The 19,680-nt window shown below is 67.1% G+C and carries 20 protein-coding genes; 19 read left to right on the top strand and 1 reads right to left on the bottom strand.

From position 1 onward, the window contains the following. The first annotated feature begins 85 nt into the window (after window positions 1–85). Window positions 86–604: a protein-export chaperone SecB gene (gene secB, locus THITHI_RS0110695; RefSeq protein WP_018233088.1), complete on the top strand. Its 519-nt coding sequence runs from the start codon at window positions 86–88 to the stop codon at window positions 602–604. A gap of 5 nt (window positions 605–609) precedes the next feature. After that, a complete protein-coding gene (locus THITHI_RS0110690) occupies window positions 610–1,623 on the top strand; it encodes an NAD(P)H-dependent glycerol-3-phosphate dehydrogenase (RefSeq protein ID WP_018233087.1) in 1,014 nt (337 codons plus the stop codon). 120 nt (window positions 1,624–1,743) lie between these two features. On the opposite strand, the gene trmL is transcribed toward THITHI_RS0110690, so the two are convergent. Further along, window positions 1,744–2,211, bottom strand: a complete 468-nt coding sequence (gene trmL, locus THITHI_RS0110685; protein WP_018233086.1) for a tRNA (uridine(34)/cytosine(34)/5-carboxymethylaminomethyluridine(34)-2'-O)-methyltransferase TrmL — start codon at window positions 2,209–2,211, stop codon at window positions 1,744–1,746. Between trmL and THITHI_RS0110680 the strand changes: the two genes are divergently transcribed. The 17 genes from THITHI_RS0110680 (at window position 2,210) to THITHI_RS0110600 (ending at window position 19,632) form a co-directional block, all read left to right on the top strand. Beyond that, entirely contained in the window at window positions 2,210–3,196 is a 987-nt protein-coding gene (locus THITHI_RS0110680) for a dihydroorotate dehydrogenase (RefSeq protein WP_018233085.1), read from the top strand. The genes trmL and THITHI_RS0110680 overlap by 2 nt on opposite strands. A 383-nt stretch (window positions 3,197–3,579) precedes the next feature. After that, window positions 3,580–4,506, top strand: a complete 927-nt coding sequence (pilM, locus tag THITHI_RS18895; protein ID WP_018233084.1) for a type IV pilus biogenesis protein PilM — start codon at window positions 3,580–3,582, stop codon at window positions 4,504–4,506. Beyond that, entirely contained in the window at window positions 4,503–5,165 is a 663-nt protein-coding gene (locus THITHI_RS0110670) for a hypothetical protein (RefSeq protein ID WP_018233083.1), read from the top strand. Before pilM ends, THITHI_RS0110670 begins: the two co-directional genes overlap by 4 nt. Then, a complete protein-coding gene (locus tag THITHI_RS0110665) occupies window positions 5,162–5,812 on the top strand; it encodes a hypothetical protein (protein ID WP_018233082.1) in 651 nt (216 codons plus the stop codon). The genes THITHI_RS0110670 and THITHI_RS0110665 overlap by 4 nt, the downstream gene beginning before the upstream one ends. Before the next feature lie 19 nt (window positions 5,813–5,831). Then, window positions 5,832–6,221 carry a hypothetical protein gene (locus THITHI_RS0110660; RefSeq protein WP_026186263.1) on the top strand — a complete coding sequence of 130 codons (390 nt, stop codon included), beginning with the start codon at window positions 5,832–5,834 and terminating at the stop codon, window positions 6,219–6,221. Further along, window positions 6,218–7,897, top strand: coding sequence for a pilus (MSHA type) biogenesis protein MshL (gene mshL / locus THITHI_RS0110655; protein WP_156820523.1), 1,680 nt, complete (start codon window positions 6,218–6,220; stop codon window positions 7,895–7,897). Before THITHI_RS0110660 ends, mshL begins: the two co-directional genes overlap by 4 nt. Window positions 7,898–7,992: 95 nt before the next feature. Further along, window positions 7,993–8,898: an ExeA family protein gene (locus THITHI_RS0110650; protein ID WP_018233079.1), complete on the top strand. Its 906-nt coding sequence runs from the start codon at window positions 7,993–7,995 to the stop codon at window positions 8,896–8,898. After that, a complete protein-coding gene (locus THITHI_RS0110645; RefSeq protein WP_018233078.1) occupies window positions 8,895–10,244 on the top strand; it encodes a tetratricopeptide repeat protein in 1,350 nt (449 codons plus the stop codon). The genes THITHI_RS0110650 and THITHI_RS0110645 overlap by 4 nt, the downstream gene beginning before the upstream one ends. Beyond that, window positions 10,241–11,968, top strand: coding sequence for a GspE/PulE family protein (locus tag THITHI_RS0110640; protein ID WP_018233077.1), 1,728 nt, complete (start codon window positions 10,241–10,243; stop codon window positions 11,966–11,968). The genes THITHI_RS0110645 and THITHI_RS0110640 overlap by 4 nt, the downstream gene beginning before the upstream one ends. 87 nt (window positions 11,969–12,055) lie before the next feature. Further along, window positions 12,056–13,276 (top strand): type II secretion system F family protein, encoded by a 1,221-nt coding sequence (locus THITHI_RS0110635; protein ID WP_026186262.1) that lies wholly within the window; start codon window positions 12,056–12,058, stop codon window positions 13,274–13,276. Further along, complete coding sequence (locus tag THITHI_RS0110630; RefSeq protein WP_018233075.1) at window positions 13,273–13,767, top strand: hypothetical protein; 495 nt, start codon at window positions 13,273–13,275, stop codon at window positions 13,765–13,767. The genes THITHI_RS0110635 and THITHI_RS0110630 overlap by 4 nt, the downstream gene beginning before the upstream one ends. A gap of 256 nt (window positions 13,768–14,023) precedes the next feature. Further along, entirely contained in the window at window positions 14,024–14,383 is a 360-nt protein-coding gene (locus tag THITHI_RS21100; RefSeq protein ID WP_018233074.1) for a pilin, read from the top strand. 73 nt (window positions 14,384–14,456) lie between these two features. Continuing rightward, window positions 14,457–14,996 carry a GspH/FimT family pseudopilin gene (locus THITHI_RS0110620; RefSeq protein ID WP_083908709.1) on the top strand — a complete coding sequence of 180 codons (540 nt, stop codon included), beginning with the start codon at window positions 14,457–14,459 and terminating at the stop codon, window positions 14,994–14,996. A 109-nt stretch (window positions 14,997–15,105) separates the two neighbouring features. Beyond that, window positions 15,106–15,513, top strand: coding sequence for an MSHA biogenesis protein MshD (locus THITHI_RS0110615; protein ID WP_232199457.1), 408 nt, complete (start codon window positions 15,106–15,108; stop codon window positions 15,511–15,513). A 266-nt stretch (window positions 15,514–15,779) separates the two neighbouring features. Next, complete coding sequence (locus THITHI_RS0110610) at window positions 15,780–16,541, top strand: type II secretion system protein (RefSeq protein ID WP_232199411.1); 762 nt, start codon at window positions 15,780–15,782, stop codon at window positions 16,539–16,541. Beyond that, window positions 16,541–16,936: a hypothetical protein gene (locus tag THITHI_RS0110605; RefSeq protein WP_018233070.1), complete on the top strand. Its 396-nt coding sequence runs from the start codon at window positions 16,541–16,543 to the stop codon at window positions 16,934–16,936. Before THITHI_RS0110610 ends, THITHI_RS0110605 begins: the two co-directional genes overlap by 1 nt. Window positions 16,937–16,944: 8 nt before the next feature. Then, window positions 16,945–19,632, top strand: a complete 2,688-nt coding sequence (locus THITHI_RS0110600; protein ID WP_198005601.1) for a DUF6701 domain-containing protein — start codon at window positions 16,945–16,947, stop codon at window positions 19,630–19,632. Window positions 19,633–19,680 lie beyond the last annotated feature (48 nt).

Raw genomic sequence — 19,680 nt, 5'->3', positions numbered from 1 at the left:
GCCGCCCGGAGCGTTTGCCGCCCCGCCCGCCTGCGCCTATCATGTGCGGCCTGATACCCGATTTTCCCTCGATTCCGGAGCCATCATGACCGACAGTCAGCAGCCCGCCACACCGGGGGCCGCCGCAGGCGACGCCCAGCCCCAGCAGGAGTTCGTCCTGCAGAAGTTCTATCTCAAGGACGTCTCTCTGGAGGCGCCCCGTTCGCCCCAGGTGTTCACCCGGGAGTGGAAACCCGACACCAACGTGCAACTCAACAGCCAGGCGCGCAAGCTGGACGAGCAGGGCCTCTACGAGGTGGAGCTCACCCTGACGGTCACCAGCCAGTCTCAGGAGGAGACCGCCTACCTGGTGGAGGTGAAGCAGGCCGGCGTGTTCCTGATCCGCGGTTTCCCGGACGATCAGCTCAATCACCTGCTGGCGGCGTATTGTCCCAATACCCTGTTTCCTTTTGCCCGGGAGGTGATCTCGGATCTGGTGATCAAGGCAGGCTTTCCGCAGATGCTGCTTGCTCCGGTGAACTTCGATCTGCTCTACGCCCAGCAGCTGCAGCAGCGCAATCAGGAAAACGACGCGGCCGAAGCCGCGCCGGATGCCGCGCACTGAGTCCCGTGAGCGCCGTGCCCGGTCAGGCTTCGGTGGCGGTGCTGGGCGCCGGCTCCTGGGGCACCGCGCTGGCCATTCACCTTGCCCGACAGGGCCGGGCCGTGTGCCTCTGGGGGCGGGATGCCGCCGCCATGGCCGCCATGGCCGAGGCCGGCTGCAACCACCGCTATCTACCGGATGCGCTTTTCCCCCCGGGCCTCGAGACCACGGCTGATCTGGACGCGGCGCTGCGCCGGGCGGATGCCTGCCTGGTGGCCGTGCCGAGCCACGCCTTCCGGGAGGTGCTCGTGGCGCTGGCCCCCTATCGCTCGGACGGCCGACCCCTGATCTGGGCCACAAAGGGCCTGGAAGAACACAGCGGACAGTGGCTGCACCAGGTGGTGGCCGACGAACTGGGGGTGAACTACCCGTGCGCCGTGCTCTCCGGGCCGAGCTTCGCGAAGGAAGTGGCCCGCGGCCTGCCCACGGCGCTCACGGTGGCTTCGGTTACCCCCGGGGTGGCGGAGCGGGTGGCGGAGTGGTTTCACGGCGAGTGCATGCGGGTCTACCTGAGCGACGATGTGCTGGGGGTGCAGCTCGGCGGGGCCTTCAAGAATGTGCTGGCCATTGCCGCGGGCATCTCCGACGGACTCGGGTTCGGTGCCAATGCCCGCGCAGCGCTGATCACCCGCGGGCTGGCCGAACTCATGCGCCTCGGCGAAGCGGCGGGCGCGCGGCCGGAGACGGTGATGGGCCTTTCGGGTCTGGGCGATCTGGTGCTCACCTGCACGGACGACCAGTCGCGCAACCGCCGTCTGGGCCTTGCCCTGGGCCGGGGCGAGGATCTGGACACGGCGCTGACGCAGATCGGGCAGGCGGTCGAAGGCGCCCGCACGGCGCGCATGGCGGTCTCCAAGGCCGCCGAGTTCGGCGTGGACATGCCCATCTGCCACCAGGTACACCGGGTGCTCTACACCGGCGTGTCCACCATCGAGGCGGTGGGGGAGCTGCTGGGGCGGGATCAGAAGCCGGAGTTTTAGTTGAAGTGAGAAGTGGGAATTGGGAAGGGAGAAGATAAGTACGAAGTGGGAATTGGGAAGTGCGAAGTTGAAAGGCCTTTACTTCCTACTTCCAAATTCACACTTCTTACTTCTTACTTCTTACTTCGACAAGCCGGCGAAGCCGGCTTGTCGCCACGCCTCGTACACCACCACCGCCACCGCATTGGACAGGTTCAGGCTGCGGCTTCCGGGCACCATGGGGATGCGCAGCCGCTGCTCCGCGGGGAGCGTGTCCAGCACGTCCTGCGGCAGGCCGCGGGTCTCCGGGCCGAAGAGGAACGCGTCGCCCCGGTGGAATGCCGGTGCCGAGTGGGGGCGTTCGGCACGGGTCGTCAGCGCGAAGAGTCGCACCGGTTGGATGGCTGCCGCGAAGGCCTCCAGGCTGTCATACTCTGACACCTGAGCGCTGTCGCGGTAATCCAGCCCGGCGCGCCTGAGCCTGGACTCGTCCAGCGAGAAGCCCAGCGGCCGGATCAGGTGCAGGCGGCAGCCCGTGTTGGCACACAGGCGCATGATGTTGCCCGTATTGGGCGCGATCTCCGGTTGAAAGAGGACCACGTCAAACATGTCGGCAAAGGCTCCCAAACGCGACCCGCTGGCCATCGACTTCTGCGGTCTGCAGTTCGCCACTCCGCTGGTGCTGCTCTCCGGGTGTGTAGGCTTCGGCGAGGAGTATACGCGGGTGGCCGGGTTCTCCAACCGTGACGCGGGCGCCGTGTGCCTGAAGGGCACCACCGGGCAGCCGCGCCTGGGCAACCAGCCGCACCGGGTGTTCGAGACGCCACAGGGGATGCTCAACGCCATCGGCCTGCAGAATCCCGGGGTGGACCGGGTGGTGGAGGAGATTCTCCCCACGCTGGATTTTGACGAAACCCGTTTCATCGCCAACGTGTCCGGCTCCACCATCGAGGAGTACATCCAGGTCACGCGCCGCTTCGACGCCTCGCCCGTCGATGCCATCGAGATCAACATCTCCTGCCCTAACGTGAAGGAGGGCGGCGTGGCCTTCGGCAACGACCCGGACATGTCCGCCCGGGTGGTGGCCGCCTGCCGCCAGGTGACGGACAAGCCGCTGATCACCAAGCTCTCCCCCAATCAGACCGACATCGCCGAGAACGCAAGGCGCTGCATCGAGGCCGGCACCGACGCGTTCGCGGTGATCAACACCCTCATGGGCATGGCCATCGACGCGGAATCCCGGGAGGCGGTGATCGGCAACAACCAGGGCGGCCTGTCGGGCCCGGCCATCAAGCCCATCGCGCTGCTCAAGGTGCACCAGGTCTTCCAGGTGGCGCGCCCCCACGGCGTGCCCATCATCGGCCAGGGCGGCGTGGTCTCGGCGACGGATGCGCTGGAATTCCTTATCGCCGGCGCCTCGGCCGTGGGCGTGGGCACGGCGCTGTTCTACGACCCGCTGGTCTGCAAGTCCATCAACAACGGCATTCGCGGCTATCTCCAGCGCCACGGGCTGGAGCACGTGGATCAATTGGTGGGGACGCTGGCCCTGAACGGTTCGGCGAAGGTATGCAGGGACGCGGGCACCGGGGGATGAAGGACGAAGGCAGAAGCCTGAATTGAACACGTTCTGATCCCGGGCCGGGCGTTCGGTTCGGGGTCCGGGTCCGCCGGGGCCCGCCCTGTGCGGATTCTCTCCGGTCATAGGGTGTCCCAGGGGCACCGAGCCTCCAGTGCCGGTATCCGGCGCGCGCGCTTCGGGTGGTGGAGGGGCGGCCGGATGACCGCGCGTCGGCGTGTCGCTACCGCTCAGGCGCGACCCATAAAAATTATTTTTTATAAACAACATGTTGTGTCGCGCGTCCAAAGGCACACAACGATTGTGTCAATGTCTGCCCTCGTCGTAATATGTGAACCGCGTCTCATGTGAAGTGCGATGCGGTTCACGTTAATTGGGTGTTCGGGGGGCGTGACGCTGACATGCAGGAGTCCGGGGGAGAGGTGCGAATCGGCCGCGCGAGGCCGGCCGTGGGCCTGTGCTGGGGGGCGCAACTGGGGTTCAGTGTGGTGGATATCCGCGAGGGCCGGTGGCGCTTGCGCGCAAGCCACAGCGAAGCCCTGGCGGACGACCCCGATATCCGCACGCGAGCGCTCTCGCGCTGGGTTTCCAGGGAGCGCCTGCGGCGCTGTCCGGCAGTACTCACCCTGGCGCCGGGCACCTACCATCTCACCAAGATGGAGCGCCCGGCGGTGCCTCCCGATGAGTTGGCCGCCGCGGTCCGCTGGCGTGTGCGCGAGGCGCTGGATTATCCCCTGGAGGAGGCCGTCACCGACGTTTTCGAGGTGCCTGCCCAGGGGGGCGCTGCCCGCCCGCCGCTGGTGTACGTGGTGGCGGCCCGGGCGGCGCCCCTGCGCGAGATGGTGGCGGTTGCCCGAGCGGCAGGGCTGCGCCCCTGGAAGATCGACGTGGCCGAACTGGCCCTGCGCAACCTGGTGGAACTGGATGAAGCCGGTGCCGAGACGGTGGCCGCCGTCTACCTTATGCCCGACCGGGGGATCATCCAGATCACCCGGGGCGACGTCCTGTACCTGTCGCGAAATCTTGAGTACGGACTTGAGGCACTGGCCCGCGCCGACCTCCATGAACGGGTCGCGCTGGAGCTGCAGCGCACCATGGACTACTACGACAGCCACTTCGGCGCTGCACCGGTCAAACACCTGCTGGTGATGCCCGGGGGCGGGGTCGCCTTGGGGCTGGCCGAGTCCGTGGGTGGCAGCCTGGGGCTTGCGGCCCGGGTCTGGGAGGCCGGCCCGCACATGCCGGAGGGCGCCCGCTCACCTGAGTTGACCAGCGATGCCCTGCTCGCCCTGGGCGGTGCCCTGAATCCTCCGGGAGGGCACGCATGAAGCAGCAGGTCAATCTATACGGGCCGTCTCTGCTGGGGCCCACGGCCCGTTTCTCCGCCAATCGGATGGGTCTGGTGCTGGTGGTTGCCGCAGCCCTGCTCGTGGCAGCCGCGACATGGCAGCAATGGCGTATCACCGAGGCCCGCGCGGCCGCCGGAACGATGCAGACCGAGCTGACCGCGCTCAATGCCGAACTGGAGCGCCGCGCAGCGGCGCTGGCGGCCCGCGAGCCGGGAGAGGCCCTGTTGCTGCAGGTGGAGCGGCTGGAGCGGGAACGTGCAGCCAGGCATGCCCTGCTCGACCGACTGGAAGGGGAAGCCATGGGCAACACCCGGGGTTTTTCCGCGCATCTGGAAGGCCTCGGCCGCCAGCACCCGGACGGTCTGTGGCTGCGGCAGGTGCACCTGAGTGCCGGCGGGCGCCGCCTGGGCCTGGAGGGCGGGGTCACCGAGGCGGAACTGCTGCCACGCTATCTGCACGCACTTTCCCGCGAGCCGGCCTTTGCCGGTACCCACTTCGACAGCTTCAGCCTGCATCGGTCCGAGACACCGGACGGATATCTGCGCTTCACGCTCACCACGCCCTGCTACGACGAAACAGGCCGGCGTCTCGAAGGCGCTGACTGCCCGGCCGGAATCCGGGTCGAGGGTCAACCATGATGCGGCTCTGGCGGCAACTGGCGACCCGGGTGAACGCCATGGCCCTGCGCGAACGCATCCTGCTGCTGACCGTTGCCGTGGTGGTGCTGCTGCTGGCCTTCGACGCACTCTGGCTGGGGCCGGCCCAGCAGACCCTGAGGGCCGAGCAGGCGCGCCTCCAGCAGTTGCAGGATCAGCGCACCACCGTTCAGGGCCATCTGGAGGACCTGACGCGCCGGGCGGCCGAGGATCCGGAAGCCGCGATGCAGGCGCGTCTTCGGACGCTTCGGGAGGAATTGGGCCAACTGGACGAGCGGCTGCACGACAGCACCCTGCGTTTCGTGCAGCCGACGCAGATGGCCGGCGTGCTCGAGGATCTCATTCTCGGCGGCGAAGCCCTGACCCTGGTGTCCATGCGCAGTGAACCGGCCCGCCCGGTGTCCGTGCCGCCGCGGCAAGAAGGGCTCCCGGTGATCTACCGCCACGGACTGGCCGTGGAGCTTCGCGGCGATTATCTGGCCCTGGTGGATTACCTGCACATCGTGGAGGCCATGCCCTGGGGCCTGTTCTGGGAGGCCCTGGAGGTGCATGTGGAGGACAGCGGCCCGAGACGTTTCGTCATCCGTGTATTCACCCTCGGTCTGGAGGAGGACTCGCTCGGTGTTTAAAGGCAGTGGCAAGTGGCGAGTGGCAAGTGGCAAGGGGGTGATTCAGGCGACCCCCCTGGTGGCTCCTGCCCTGTGGCTGCTGGTTGTGTCGGCGGGTGTCGGGGCCGATATGGTGCGCGATCCCACCGTGCCGCCCCGGCTGACACCGCCCGCGGCGCAGACGCCCGCACAGGTGCGCGGCGACTACGTACTGCAATCCACGCGCGTGTCCGGCGACCTGCGCAGTGCCGTGATCAACGGCCAGGTGGTCACCCGGGGCGAGCGCGTCGACGGGGCGCTGGTCCTGAGGCTGGACATTGCCGAAGCCCGTTTGCGGGATGGGCTTGGCGAGTTCACCCTCCGGCTTTCCCTGCCGGAGGTCGCCCGCCCCGCCCGAAACACGAGAGCCCCCAGGGAGGCAAATCCGTGAGAGTTCCATTATTGGTCCGTATTCCATTGCTGGGTCTGGTGCTGCTCGTGCTGGCCGCCTGTGCCACCACGCCCGCCACGGCACCTGCGCCGCCCGAGCCGGCCCCCGGGCCCGCGAGTACGCCGCCGCAGCCGCCCCCGGGGGTGACCGACGCCCTGCTGCCGCCCATGCGCCTGCCGGCGCCCCGGCACGACGAGCCGTTGTTCGACATCGACGTCGCCGAGGTGGAGGCGCGCGCGTTCTTCATGGGCCTGGTGCGGGACAGCGACTACAACATGGTGGTCCACCCGTCGGTGACCGGCACCATCAGTCTGACGCTGTCCGACGTGACCATCCCCGAGGTGATGGAGGTGGTGCGTCAGGTCTACGGCTACGAGTACGAACTCACCCGCAACGGCTTCCTGGTCATGCCGGCGCGGCTGCAGTCGCGTATTTTTCACGTGAACTACCTGAACCTGCGAAGGGACGGCGAATCCCAGACCCGGGTCAGTTCCGGCGAGGCCCTGCGCGAACCGGACGGCCATCGGAGTGATCCGGGCGTGATCAGCGGTCCGCGCACCACGGCCGAGGCTTATGGCAGCCGGGTGCGTACGTCCACGCAGTCGGATTTCTGGCGTGAGCTGAGTGATGCGCTGGTCGCCATCGTCGGTGACGGAGAGGGTCGCAGCGTGGTGGTGACCCCTCAGTCCAGCCTGGTGCTGGTGCGCGGCCTGCCCTCGGAACTGCGAGAGGCCGAGGCCTACCTGTCCGACGTGCAGAACAGCATGAACCGGCAGGTGATCCTGGAGGCCAAGGTGATCGAGGTGGAGCTCTCCGACGGTTTCCAGGCAGGCATCAACTGGGCGGGCCTGACCACCGGCAGCCGAAGCGGGCTGTTGGCCGGCCAGGGCGGTGGGGGAGACTTTCCGGAGAACCCGAACAGCACCCGCATCATTGACCTGATCGATCCGGAATCCGGGGCGTTCAGACCGTTCGACCGCGATACGGGCATCGCGGCCAATCCGTTCGGGGGCATCTTCTCGGCGGCGCTTTACTACCGCGATTTCTCCGCCTTCATCGAACTGCTGGAATCCCAGGGCGACGTGCATGTACTGTCCAGCCCCAGGGTCTCCACGGTGAACAACCAGAAGGCGGTGATCAAGGTGGGCACCGACGAATTCTTCGTCACCGACATCTCGGCCACCACGGTGGTGGGAACAGCCGCCACCACTTCCCCCAACGTGACCCTCACACCGTTCTTCTCGGGTATCGCCCTGGACGTCACCCCGCAGATCAGCCCCGAAGGCGATGTGATCCTGCATATCCATCCCGCGGTCAGCGAAGTCGTGGACCAGCGCAAGGACCTGACTCTGGGCGGGGAGACGCAGTCGGTACCGCTGGCGCTGTCCACGGTGCGTGAATCCGACAGCATCGTGCGTGCCCGCAGCGGCCAGATCGTGGTGATCGGCGGCATGATGCAGGAGTCCAGAGAGAACATGCGCGGCCAGGTGCCGTGGCTGGGTGACGTTCCCGTACTGGGGCGCCTCTTTCGCCAGCAGCGGCGCATGACCCGCAAGACCGAACTGGTGATCCTGCTGCGTCCCGTGGTGGTGGATCACGACGGCGTATGGGATGGCGCCCGGGACGTGGGCTCCGAGCGCATGCGTGAGCTGATTCGCGGTCAGGGGTTTCACTAGATGATGACGATGACCATAGGGCGGCCCGTGCCCGTCGGCGGGGCCGGGACACGACGGCCACGGGCCGCCCTATGGCTCGAATGGTGAAAGGCATTATGTACGCGACCCACTTCGGCTTGCACACACCGCCCTTCCGGCTGACGCCGGATACGTCGTTCTATTACGACTACCGGGGCCACCGGGAAGCGCTCAACATGCTCCTGGTGGCGCTGCGTTCCGGCGAGGGTTTCGTCAAGGTCACCGGCGAGGTGGGCACTGGCAAGACGCTGCTTTGCCGCATGCTGCTCAACGCCCTGGAAGGCGAGCGCGAGACCGCCTACCTCCCCAATCCCTGCCTCAACGGCAACGGCCTGCGCTCGGCGCTGGCCGCGGAACTGGGCCTCGACTGCCCCCGCAATCTGGGTCAGCACCATCTGCTCCGGCGCATCCAGGACCGCCTGCTTGCGCTGGCCGCCGACGGCCGTTTCGTGGTGGTCTGCGTGGACGAGGCCCAGGCCCTGAGCGACGAGGTGCTGGAAGCGATCCGCCTGCTGACCAACCTGGAGACCGAGTGTCGCAAGCTGCTCCAGGTGGTTTTGTTCGGACAACCGGAACTCGATCAGCGGCTCGCGCGGCCCCGCCTGCGTCAGTTGTGCCAGCGCATCACCTTCAGCCACCGGCTGGAGCCCCTGGACGGCCCCGGCGTGGCCCGATATGTGCATCATCGGCTGGAGGTGGCCGGTGCCCCGCGGGCGGATCTCCTCTCCCCGCGGGCCCTGCGGGCCCTGCACCGCGCCTCGGGCGGGATTCCGCGGCTGGTGAACATACTCGCCCACAAGTCCCTGCTGGCAGCCTATGGCGAGGGCGCCTCGCGGGCCGGGGCGGGTCATGTGCGCCGCGCCACCCGTGACACCGAGGGTGCCCGGGCGCCCGCCTGGACCTCCGCCTGGGCATACGGGGCCATGGGGACGCTGGGTCTGGGTGCCGGGGCCCTCATGGCCCTGGGGGTATTACTGCAATGAGCCTGATCAACGATGTACTCCGGGATCTGGAACGCCGCCACCGGGCGGGCGGCGGTGAAGTGCTGACCGGGGTCCACGGGGCGCCGGCGGTCCGCGCGGACCGCCGTCTGCCATGGGGCGCGCTGGCCCTGCTGCTGCTGGCTGCGGGTGTTGGCTACGGAGTGGTATCCGGGGCGCTGGCCGGGGCCGGGGCCGGGTCCGGCGAAGCGCAGCCTGCGCCAGCGCCGCTGGCCGCCGGGCCCGTCGCCTCGCCCCCGCCCGAACCCGATCCCGCCAAACCGCTGCCCGTGGCCGTGGTCGTGGCCGAGCCGCTGCCGGTGGCCGGCTCATCACCCGGGGCGGTGTCTGCGGTGCGCTGGGTGGGTGTGGATACCGAACGGCATCAGGACGTCATGCGCATAACCCTGCGTTTCTCCGCCGCGCCGGATCCGCAACCTGTCCTGGTGCTGGAAGAGGGTCAGGGGCGGCTCACCCTGGCGGGTGTCGATCCGGTGGATGTGCCCCCGCTGCCGTCGGCTCCGGACGCCGGCCCCCTGCTGGCGCTGGGCCTGTCCGTGGACCGGCAGGCGCAGCTGCGATTCCGTGTGGCGCCGGGTGTGCGCACCACCCTGGAGCAGGGGGACGATGGACGCCGAGTGACGTTGCAGTTTCACAACCCTGAAGCCCCGGCCCGGGCGGCGGCACCGGAGCCGGCCGAGCCAGGGACGCCGGGGGCGCCTGTCGCCGCCGGGACCTCCGCGGCGGCACCGCGATCCGATGCCGCGAAGCCCCGGGTGGTGGCGCGCAGAAGCCCCGGGGATCACTACAGTCAGGCCCTGGCCGCCATTCGTGCCGGTGATGTCGCGGCCGGGGAACAGGGCATGCGCCGGGCGCTCGCCGCCCGGGAAGACCTGCACGAGGCGCGTCACGCGCTGGCGACCCTGCTGGCCGGCGACGGGCGTCACGAGGAAGCGGCGGCCCTCCTGATTGACGGGCTCGAACAGGCGCCCGGACACCCGGAACTGACCGCCCTGCTGGCCCGGATCATGGCTCAGCAGGGAGACCGCGCGGGCGCCATCCGCCTGCTCGAGGCGGGCACCGGGGATCCGCAGCTTCTGGCAACGCTGGGGGCCCTGTATCAGGGTCAGGGGCGCGCCGCCGAATCGGCCGCCGCCTACCGCCGGGCGCTCGAAACGAATCCATCCGTGGGCGCCTGGTGGGCGGGCCTGGCCATTGCCCTGGAGAGTTCGGGACAGCCGGCGGGCGTGCCCGAGGCCTACCGGCGGGCGCTTCGCTTCGGTGGCCTGGATCCGCGTCTGGACCGCTATGCCCGTGAGCGTCTCGCGGCCCTGGAGGCCCATCCGTGAATACCCCTGCCCTCCCCGAAACCCGGCGCAAGGTTCGCCTGGGCGACCTGCTGGTGGAGAACGCCATCATCTCCGCCGGGCAGTTGGAAGAGGCCCTGAGGACCCAGAAGCAGACCGGCAACAAGCTGGGCCGCACACTTATCGAGATGGGGTTTATCGACGAGGAATCCCTGCTGGAACTGCTGTCCCGGCAGCTGTCCATTCCCCTGGTGGATCTGCGCCACTACCGCCTCGACCCGGAACTGGTTCAGCGCCTGCCGGAAACTGCGGCGCGTCGCTTCCGCTGTATCCCGCTCAGCCCGCAGGGCGACGGATACCTTGTGGGCATGGCCGATCCCACGGACATCTTTGCCTTCGACGAGGTGGCGCGCCTGCTGGGCCGGCCGGTGCAGGCCGCCATCGTGCGCGAAGGCGATCTTCTGCGCATCTTCGACTCGGTCTATCGGCGCACCGGGGAAATCAGCGGCCTGGCGGAGGAACTGGGCCAGGAACTGGCGGAGAGCGAATTCGACGTGGCGCAATTGACCGCCGGCGATCAGGTGACCGATGCGCCGGTGGTCAAGCTGTTGCAGAGTCTGTTCGAGGACGCGGTGCAGATCAACGCATCGGACATTCACATCGAGCCGGACGAGAACGCCCTGCGCATCCGCCAGCGTATCGACGGGGTGCTGCAGGAGCAGGTGATGAACGAGAAACGCATCGCCAACGCGGTGGTGCTGCGTCTGAAACTCATGGCCGGTTTGAACATCTCCGAGAAGCGCCTGCCCCAGGACGGGCGCTTCAACATCAAGGTCAAGGGCCGCAACATCGACGTGCGCCTGTCCACCATGCCCATCCAGCACGGCGAGTCGGTGGTCATGCGCCTGCTGGATCAGTCCAGCGGCATGCTGGAACTCGGCCACCTGGGCATGTCGGAGCAGCACGTGGCTCGCCTGCGCCGGGTGCTGGGCCACCCCAGCGGGATGGTGCTGGTCACGGGTCCCACCGGCAGCGGCAAGACCACGACCCTGTACGCGGCACTCCAGGAACTCAACATCGCGGAACGCAACATCATTACCGTGGAGGATCCGGTGGAATACCGCCTCCCGCGCATCAACCAGGTGCAGGTCAACACGCGCATCGGGTTGGACTTCGCCACGGTGCTGCGTGCCGCCCTGCGCCAGGATCCGGACGTCATGCTGGTGGGCGAGATACGCGACCGGGAAACCGCCGAGATCGCGTTGCGTGCCGCCATGACCGGCCACCTTGTGTTCGCCACGCTGCATACCAATAACGCACCGAGTGCCGCCGAGCGGCTCCTGGACATGGGCGCCCAGGGCTTTCTGCTGGCTTCCTCGCTGCGCGCCGTCATCGCCCAACGGCTGGTGCGCCGGGTCTGTGAATCCTGCGCCGAACCCCATGTACCGGATGCGCAGCAGCAAAACTGGCTGGCGTCCATGTGCGGCGACGCGGCGGACATCGGCGGCCTGCGGCGCGGGCGGGGCTGCACGCATTGCAACAACACCGGCTACCGGGGCCGCATCGGTGCCTACGAGTATCTGGAACCCGACGAAACCATGCTGACTGCCCTGCGCCGTTCGCAGATGGACGAGTTCGTCCGTGCCGCCCGCGCCAACCGCCTGTACCGGCCGCTCATGAGTGTGGCGCTCGACTATGCCCTGGAAGGTCTCACCACGCTGGACGAGGCTCAGCGGCTCGCCAGTGAAGTGGAGGATCGCCAGTGATGTCGCCCCTGTCTCAGTCGTCCCCGGTTCCACGCCCGCACAGGCAGCCTGACGGGCGGGATGCCGGCGGGCGGGGAGGACACTGACGTGCCCCGCTACGCCTATCGAGCGCGCAACGCCCGGGGCCAGTCCATGGAAGGGGTGGTGGAAGGCCCCAATGATGCCGCCGTGGCCGAACAGCTGGCCGGCGACGGATTGATCCCCGTGGAGATTCGTCCGGCTGGCGGCGGGGTGTTGTCCCTGAACGCCCCCCTGCGGCTGCCCGCCCGCCGGCCGTCTTCTGCCGAGATCACCCTGTTGGCGCGCCAGCTCTACGCGCTCACCAGGGCCGGTGTGCCCATCATTCGCGGCCTGAACCAGCTGGCGGATTCCACCCGCAACGCGCGGCTTGCGTCGACCCTGAGGGAGGTGGTGGACGACCTGGAGTCCGGGCGCGACCTGGCCGGGGCCATGGCGCGCCACCCGGACATCTTCAGCCCCCTGTTCGTCAGCATGGTGCAGGTGGGCGAGACCTCGGGCCGCCTCGAGGAGGCGCTGCTTCGGGTGTTCCGCTACCTGGAGCGCGAACGCCAGACCGTCAACCTGATCCGCACCGCGCTGCGCTATCCCGCGTTCGTGGTGGTGGCCATCGCCGTCGCCATCTTCATCCTGATGGCCTACGTGATCCCGGTGTTCGCCCAGGTGTTCGAACGCTTCGATCTGGATCTGCCATTGGCCACCCGGATCATTATCGGGGTGTCGAATGTCGTGGCCGCCTGGTGGTGGTTGCTGCTGGGGCTTGTTGCCGGGGCCTGGTTCGGCTTCCGGCACTGGACCGGCCGCGACGACGGCCGCCTGTGGTGGGACCGCCAGCGGCTGCGTTTCCCGGTCATCGGCGACATCGTGCTGCGCGCCTCCCTGAGCCGGTTCGCCCGTGCCTTCGCCATGGCGTCGCGCTCCGGCGTGCCCCTGCTGCAGGCCTTGAACGTCGTCTCGCGCACTGCCGATAACGCCTTTATCGCCGGCAGGATCCTCGGCATGCGCGAGGGCATCGAGCGCGGCGAGACCATCGCGCGCACCGCAGCGGCCTCCCGGGTATTCACGCCGCTGGTGGTGCAGATGATCACCGTGGGCGAGGAGACCGGCCAGGTGGATGACATGCTCGACGAAGTCGCGGAGTTCTACGAGAGCGAGGTGGACTACGACGTTCGCCGTCTCGGCGAGACCATACAGCCGGTACTGGTCGTGGCAGTGGGCGTGATCGTATTTATCCTGGCATTGGGCGTGTTCCTGCCCATGTGGGATCTGACCCAGATCGCGGGACGATGATCCGCCGGGAACAGGGGCTGACGCTGCTGGAGTTCACCCTGGTGGTGTTGTTCATCGGCCTGCTCATGTGGCTGGCCATGACGAAGATCCTGCGCCTGGAGGGGGATGTGGAACGGGTGAACGTGCAGCGTACCGTGGCGGCGCTCAACAGTGCGCTGGCCATGGAGTTTGCGGAGCGGGTGGTCACCGGTCGGCTGGATACGGCGCCGGAACTGGCGAGTGGCAACCCCATGGACCGGCTCGCGCAGGTGCCGCACAACTACCTGGGTCCACTGGCCGACCCGATACCGGCGGAGATCCGGGTGGGGCACTGGTACTACGACGCGGCCGACGGACTGCTGGTATACCGGGTCTCCCACGGTGATCGTTTCGAGTCTCCGCTGGAGGGCCCGCCCCGGGCGCGCTTCCGGGTCGAAGTCGTTGCCAGCGAACGCGACGGGACTCCGCAGGGGGTCCGCATGGTGGCGGTGGATGCATTTGAGTGGAAATAGCACGAGGAATAGGGCGGGCCGTGCCCGCCGAACAGCGGACAAGAGCGCATAAGGCGGCCCATGGCCGCCACGACCATGCCGGTTATGGTGCCGGTGCGGCGGGCGCGCCCCGCCCCATGAGCAAAAGGTTTTGAGCATTCCGGTGGCAAGAGCCGCCGGGGCAGTACCCGGAGAGACGCACGTTGGTCGGGCAGGGCCCGCAACGTGCCTCGAAGGTTTTATCAGCATCGATACAACATGCAAAAGGAGAAAGAGCATGCAGGCAAGACAAAGCGGTTTTACCCTGATCGAACTCATTATGGTGATCGTCATTCTGGGCGCCCTGGCGGTGATTGCGCTGCCGCGCTACATCGATCTGCAGACCCAGGCCGAAGTGGCCTCGGCGGATGGTGTGTACGGTGCGGCACAGGCGGCTACGGCCATCAACTTTGCCGGGAATCTGTTGGGTGTGGGCGGCACGGCGATTACTGACGGTGCGACGCTGCTGGGTGCCATGAGCCCGGCGCCCGATGGCTGGAGTGCTGCCGCCGCTACGATCACCAACAACACCTATACCATCACCGTGGCTACGGGCGAGACCGCAACAGCCCCCGCCGAGCTCAGTAAGGACTGGTGACAGGCCAACCTTTGTATCGTCGCCACGTCGGTGGCGATACAGGGGCCGGGGCAGGATGGCGGGTGTATCGGTCATGAGCCGCAAGAGTCGGCATGGCGCGCATGCCGCAGGTCGGGCTGAGGCCCGACCTGCGGGCGGACGTCGTTCATTCCCACTTCCCAATTGCCCCTTCCCACTTCAAGGGGGCTTCACCCTGGTGGAACTGGTCACCGTCATCCTGCTGCTCGGGGCGCTGAGCGTGTTTGCCCTGCCGCGCATGATGGACCGCACCGGCGTGGACGCGGCCGCCTTCGAGCAGGAGCTCAGGGCGGCGCTGCGTCATGCACGCTCGGTGGCCTCGGCCTCGGGCTGCGACGTGCAGGTGCGGGTGGGCAGCGGCACCTATGGCGTGTACGTGCACGGAGATGCCGCGGGCACTTCCTGTGGCAGCAGCGGATTTACCCAGCCCGTCGCCCGGCCGGTGCAGGGGGGCGCCTACGAGGGCCTGGTGCCCGGCGGTGTGGCCGTGGGCAGCCTGACCGTGACCTTCGACGCGCTGGGCCGCTCCAGTGGCGGCAGCGTGAACGTGGGCAGTCGGACCATCACGATGTCGAGTGCCGGTTATGTCGGTTAAAGGCAGTGGCACGTGTCTAGTGGCAAGTGGCAGGGAAGGGCCGCTTCAAGGACGCTTTTCCTTCCCACTTCCCAATTCACACTTCCCCCTTCAAAGGGGGTTTACGCTCATCGAGCTGATCATCTCCATCGTGGTGATCGGCGCGGCGGTGGGCGGGGTGATGCTGCTGGTGGCCAATGTGGCGGCCCGCAGCGTGGATCCCATGATCCAGACCCAGGCGGTCTACGTCGCGCAGTCCTATCTGGAAGAAGCGCTGCTTCGACCCTACGACGGTCCTGCGGATTGCGGCGGTTCCCGGGACCAGTGGCAGGGCGTGCTGGCCTATGACTGCATCAATGCGGAGTCGCCCACTGACCAGCAGGGCAACGGACTTCCCGGGCTGTCCGCCTACCGCGTGACGGTCAGTGTGTCGGACTCCGCCCTCGGCGGCGCGGCCGCACGGAGGGTGGAGGTGCAGGTAACCCACACCGCGCAGCCCGTCGATCTGCGGCTGGCGGGATACAGGGCGGCCTATTGATGGGCGTCCGCGACCATAGGGCGGGCCGCGCCCGCCATCTCGGAAGCCCGGATATCGGCACGGCGGCCATGGGCCACCCTATACCGATCCAAGGGGCGGGCCATGCCAGCCATGCTGACACCCGAACTCCGGGACGGCGGCCATGGGCCGCCCTATGTATGGGCAGATACAAGAGTCAGGATCCAAGAGGCAAGAGGGCGGCCGGTTCGCCTTTCCCACTTCCCAATTCCCCCTTCTCACTTCAGAAGGGTTTTACGCTCATCGAGATGATCATCGTCATCGTACTGATCGGTGCGATGGTGGCGGTGGCGTCGGTGTTCATCGTGCAGCCGTTCAGGGCTTTCGATGACATGAAGCGGCGCGCCGAACTGGTGGAGGCGGCGGACTCGGCGCTCATGCTCATGACCCGTGAGGTACGCGCCGCGCTGCCCAACAGCGTGCGCGTGCGCGTTGATGGCGGGCGCGTGGCGCTGGAGTTCATCCCCACGGTGGCCGGGGGGCGGTACCGGGCCTACGTGGATGGGAGCGGAAACGGCGACATACTTGACTTCTCGCAATCCGATGACGGTTTCGATGTCATGGGCGAGTTCGATCTGCCCGCTGCGGGTGGACCGGAGGTGGTGGTCTACAACCTCACCGCCTCCGGGTCCGACGGCAACGCCTATCTGGGTGATAACCGCGCGTCGCTGGATGCGGCGGCCAGCAACGCGACTTACGTAAGTCTGGTCGCGCCGCATCACTTCCCGTTTGCCTCCCCGGACCAGCGATTCCAGGTCGTGACCGCACCGGTGGCTTACGTATGTGATCCGGCGGGCGGCGAGTTGCAACGGGTGGAGGGTTACGGTTTTCTGGGCAACCCCTTCACCGCATCCGGCGCGTTGGCCGCCCGCTACGTCGCCGGCTGCCAGTTCGATTACGACCCCGGCGCCGGCACCCGCAACGGTCTCGTCTCCGCCCGCCTCACCCTGAGCGATGCGGGCGAGACCGTTTCACTCCTCCAGCAGGTCCATGTCCTGAATACGCCCTGATGCAGCGTCGACATTCACAATGCGGCTTCGCCCTCATCACCGCGGTGCTGCTGATCACCGCGATACTCACCGTGGCCGTGACCTCCGCCCTGTTGCTCTCCGGGCGCAGCGTCGCCACCGCGCAGGGGCTGGAGGCGCTTCGCGCGCACTACGCGGCCCGCAGCGCGGTGGACGCGGCAGCGCCTCTGGCCATCGGCGGCGGCTGCGCTGCCGTGGGCGGAAACATGAGCGTTGAGGGCTTCACCGTGGCACTCACCTGCGAGGCCTGGACGGTGGACGAGGCGGGAACGGATTATTCCGTTTACCGCGTGGCCGCCACGGCGGCGCGGGGCAGCATCGAGGCGGGCACGCTGGTGAGCCGCACCATCCGCATCAGCGTGGCGGATCAGCCATGAGGTTTACCTTGCCCGCCGCCCGTTGCCGTGCCGCGTTGTTGGTCTTGATTGTTGCCTTCAGCGTGCAGCTATGGAGTGCCCACGCACAGGCCGCCTGCTCGGCGCAGCAGGGCCAGGCAACGCTCAACGAGATCTTCCGAGGATTCGGAGCCACTCAGGAGCGTTTCATGGAGGTGCGCCTCCTGCAGAGCGTTCCGGCCTCCGTCTGGAACCAGTGGAGTGTGCGTGTCTGTGTTGGTGGTGGACCGAACTGCGCGACCGTCAGTCTTTCCGCAGCAACCCTGAGCGCCAATGGATTCTACCTGGTCTTTGCGAAGACACTGAACTCGACCTACTACGACTTTGGGGGCATGGATATGGTGTTGCGCGATGCCTCTGGTGCTGCGATCGACTACGTGTCCATCGGTAATTATTCGACCCAGTTGTCCGGGCTGAACTGCTCGACGTTCCCCTATCCCACGACTGCGGGCAATGTGGGCAATACCTTCAATGTTCATCGCAGCCCGGACGGGACCGGAGCCTGGTCGTTCGCGCCCGGCAACTCATACGGCAGTACGGAAGGGGAAACCAATGACGACGACCCGCCTCCCGGCCTAGACCATATCCGTCTGGTGCACGACGGTGCCGGGCTCACCTGCGCCTCGGAAGCCGTGCACGTAAAGGCCTGCGCCGATGCGGCTTGTTCGGCATTGTTCGCCGGGCCGGTGGAGGTGAGTCTGGGGACCGCTCCACCGGGAGGAATCTGGACGCCAAACCCTGTCACCTTCAGCGGCGAAACCACCGTGCTTCTGCGCTTCACGGACGGGGGTGCCGTCACGCTGCTCGCGGAAGCCACCGCGCCTGCCGCGACGAATCCCACGCAGTGTGAGAACATCGGTGGCGGAACCCCCTGCGAGATGGTGTTTGCCCATGTGGGCGTCCTCCTTGACGGCGACGGTAACGATGGCATTCCCAAGAGCGACGTGCCCGAGCAGATCGCGGGTAAACCCTCCAGCGTTGGGTACAATGCGGCGACCCAGCGGGTGCGTGTGGTGCGCACGGACGACGAGACAGGCGCCTGTGTTGCCGCCTTGCAGGATACGGTTCTTGCGGCGCAATTCAGTTACGTCGTGCCGGACACAGCGGAAGGGCTGTCGGACAACACCCTGAACATCCTGGCGGCAAGTACGGCTACTGTGACATCCGCGGGCGCAGCCGAGTCAGTGGACCTGGAATTCGGAAGTGACGGCTCCGCGCCCTTCAGCTTTCAATCCATGGATGCGGGTCGCTATGCCTTGCGCGTCGATATGGATATACCGGTGTTCGATGAATCGGACGAGCCAACCGGCGATGTCATTCAGAGCCACGACACGAGCAACGCCTTCGTGGTGCGGCCCCTTGCGGTATATGTGGAAGCAGACGGCAACCCCGGAGCCGAGGATCATGATGGCCCCGTCTTTAAGCGGGCCGGAGAGCCGTTCGGGCTTGCCTTCAGGAGTCTGCGCTGGCAGCCGGCACTGGATGGAAGCGGGGACGGGCGATGGGATGCGTGTGTGAGTCCCGCCCCGGGCCTTGCTGATCCGGGCGTGTATGCACGCGTGCCTGCCTGGGAGATCAACGAGCCCGCTCCCGCATTGGTGCAACCTTCCGGCGGTGTCAATCCCGGCCTCGACTATGAGGCCGCCGTTGAATTCGCGGCGGGGGCGTCGCAAGCGACAACGACAGCTTCCTTCGGGGAGGTCGGCATCATCCGTTTTGAAACCAGTAACGGTTTTCTCGGTGCAGGCGTGGACGTCTGCTCATCGAATGTCGGGCGATTCACGCCCGACCACTTTGACGTGACGCTGGATAACACGCCTGCCTTTGCGCCTGCCTGTGATGGCGCGTTCACCTACATGTCCCAGTGGTTCGAGTACCATACGGCACCCGAGGTGCATATTGCGGCGCGCAATACCGACGGCCAGATCACTCGCAACTATGACGGCGACTGGTGGCGGCTGCCCGACCTCGTTCCCGTGTACGAACATGCCGGTGACCCGGATCCTCTGCCCGATGATGTTGTCTTCACCGCGGACGGAACTCACGATGCCATCGATTGCAGTGCCGGTGGTTGCGAAGGCGAGGTGACCGTAGGATTCGGCGGACAGTTCACTTACGACCGAGACGGTGATCCCGTGAACCCGGTCAATGGCGCGGTGCGCGTCAGCTTCGCCGTGCAAGACGACGACGGCATTGCCTATGCGGGCAATCCCTTCGGGTTCACGGTGGACTTCGAGGCCGGCAACGACGAACAGCGCTGGGGGCGTCTGGAAATGCAGAATGCCCACGGACCGGAACTGCTGCCGCTGGTGGTGCCCATGTACAGTACGTATTTCCTGGACGGCGCCTTCCGGCTCAACACCGACGACAATTGCACGGCGATCAGTGCCGGCGAGATTGATCTGGACATCCAGCTCTCCGGCGGCACCACCAGCGCCGACGTGCTCAACACCCCGGCCTCGGCCGGGCATCTGAACGTCTCGCTCAGCGCGCCCGGCGCGGGGAACACCGGCTACGTGGACGTCACCCCGGACCTGTCAGTGACCACCGGCGCCGACCTGCCCTGGCTCACCTTTGACTGGGACGGCGACGGCAATCCGCGGGGTCCGGAGGCGCGCGCCACCTTTGGCGTGTTCGGCGGCAACGAGCGGCATATCTACATCAGAGAGTTGCCCTAAGAAGTAAGAAGTGTGAATCGGGAAGTGCGAATGGAACGCTTCCCACTT

The sequence above is a fragment of the Thioalkalivibrio thiocyanodenitrificans ARhD 1 genome (assembly GCF_000378965.1).
Lineage (GTDB): Bacteria > Pseudomonadota > Gammaproteobacteria > Ectothiorhodospirales > Ectothiorhodospiraceae > Thioalkalivibrio_A > Thioalkalivibrio_A thiocyanodenitrificans.
This window is presented reverse-complemented; position numbering and strand designations above follow the sequence as displayed.

Excerpts from the sequence above, each read along its gene's own strand:
- secB (WP_018233088.1), top strand. The coding sequence starts at position 86 with ATGACCGACAGTCAGCAGCCCGCCACACCGGGGGCCGCCGCAGGCGAC.
- THITHI_RS0110680 (WP_018233085.1), top strand. The coding sequence starts at position 2,210 with ATGTCGGCAAAGGCTCCCAAACGCGACCCGCTGGCCATCGACTTCTGC.
- trmL (WP_018233086.1), bottom strand. The coding sequence starts at position 2,211 with ATGTTTGACGTGGTCCTCTTTCAACCGGAGATCGCGCCCAATACGGGC.
- pilM (WP_018233084.1), top strand. The coding sequence starts at position 3,580 with ATGCAGGAGTCCGGGGGAGAGGTGCGAATCGGCCGCGCGAGGCCGGCC.
- THITHI_RS0110670 (WP_018233083.1), top strand. The coding sequence starts at position 4,503 with ATGAAGCAGCAGGTCAATCTATACGGGCCGTCTCTGCTGGGGCCCACG.
- THITHI_RS0110665 (WP_018233082.1), top strand. The coding sequence starts at position 5,162 with ATGATGCGGCTCTGGCGGCAACTGGCGACCCGGGTGAACGCCATGGCC.
- THITHI_RS0110650 (WP_018233079.1), top strand. The coding sequence starts at position 7,993 with ATGTACGCGACCCACTTCGGCTTGCACACACCGCCCTTCCGGCTGACG.
- THITHI_RS0110645 (WP_018233078.1), top strand. The coding sequence starts at position 8,895 with ATGAGCCTGATCAACGATGTACTCCGGGATCTGGAACGCCGCCACCGG.
- THITHI_RS0110630 (WP_018233075.1), top strand. The coding sequence starts at position 13,273 with ATGATCCGCCGGGAACAGGGGCTGACGCTGCTGGAGTTCACCCTGGTG.
- THITHI_RS21100 (WP_018233074.1), top strand. The coding sequence starts at position 14,024 with ATGCAGGCAAGACAAAGCGGTTTTACCCTGATCGAACTCATTATGGTG.
- THITHI_RS0110620 (WP_083908709.1), top strand. The coding sequence starts at position 14,457 with ATGAGCCGCAAGAGTCGGCATGGCGCGCATGCCGCAGGTCGGGCTGAG.
- THITHI_RS0110610 (WP_232199411.1), top strand. The coding sequence starts at position 15,780 with ATGATCATCGTCATCGTACTGATCGGTGCGATGGTGGCGGTGGCGTCG.
- THITHI_RS0110605 (WP_018233070.1), top strand. The coding sequence starts at position 16,541 with ATGCAGCGTCGACATTCACAATGCGGCTTCGCCCTCATCACCGCGGTG.